Source organism: Variovorax glucosi, from assembly GCF_051216695.1.
In the GTDB taxonomy this organism is placed as follows: domain Bacteria; phylum Pseudomonadota; class Gammaproteobacteria; order Burkholderiales; family Burkholderiaceae_C; genus Variovorax.
Genome location: NZ_JBPJZE010000272.1, coordinates 531 through 1,146 on the forward strand (window position 1 = coordinate 531; position 616 = coordinate 1,146).

Sequence of the window (616 nt, forward strand, 5' to 3'; positions counted from 1 at the left end):
GCTGATCGCCGAGCGCGTGGCGTAGCCTTTGCGTCCTCGTTCGCATGTCCGGAAACGGCATGCGTGGCGGCACGCTCCGGCGCACGATGGCGCCATGAACACCAACACCTCCCCCGGCCGAAACCCATTCGGCGTCGAAGATGCGCCCGACCCGGATGGCGCAGATATCGAAGCGTTTGCCGAGAGCATCGAACTTCACGGCGGGCCCGATGACCCGAACGCGCCTGCGTGGGGCACAACATCGGTGAACGACGCGCCATCCTCGATCGTCGGCGCATGGTCCAGCCGCTGGAATGGCGGCGCCGATCCGACGATTCCTGGTGATTCCGAAGCTGCATGGAAGCAGGGCACAGCCACTGTGCGGGTGGCCGGCAGCCGGTTCTATCTGCTGTTCGATTGGGATGGCGGCGCGCGGCAGGCCCTGCTCGATGTCCGCTATGTCGATCCCGACACGCTCGTGGGCCGCTACATCAACCTGAGCAATCCGGCCATCACGCAGCCCTGGGTGGGCCTGATCGTCGACAACCGCAGGATCGACGGTCGCTGGCCCAACGGGCGGCTGGATTTCAGGCGATAGGCCTGCTTCAGGCTGCGGCGAGTGCTTGCAAGGCTTGCA

The 616-nt window shown here is 65.7% G+C and carries 1 protein-coding gene; it reads left to right on the top strand.

Annotated features, from left to right (window positions below):
- Positions 1-94: 94 nt before the first annotated feature.
- The gene (locus ACSFA3_RS24890) at positions 95-577 is read left to right on the top strand and encodes a hypothetical protein (protein WP_435473148.1); all 483 of its coding nucleotides are present in this window, start codon (positions 95-97) and stop codon (positions 575-577) included.
- Positions 578-616: the final 39 nt, after the last annotated feature.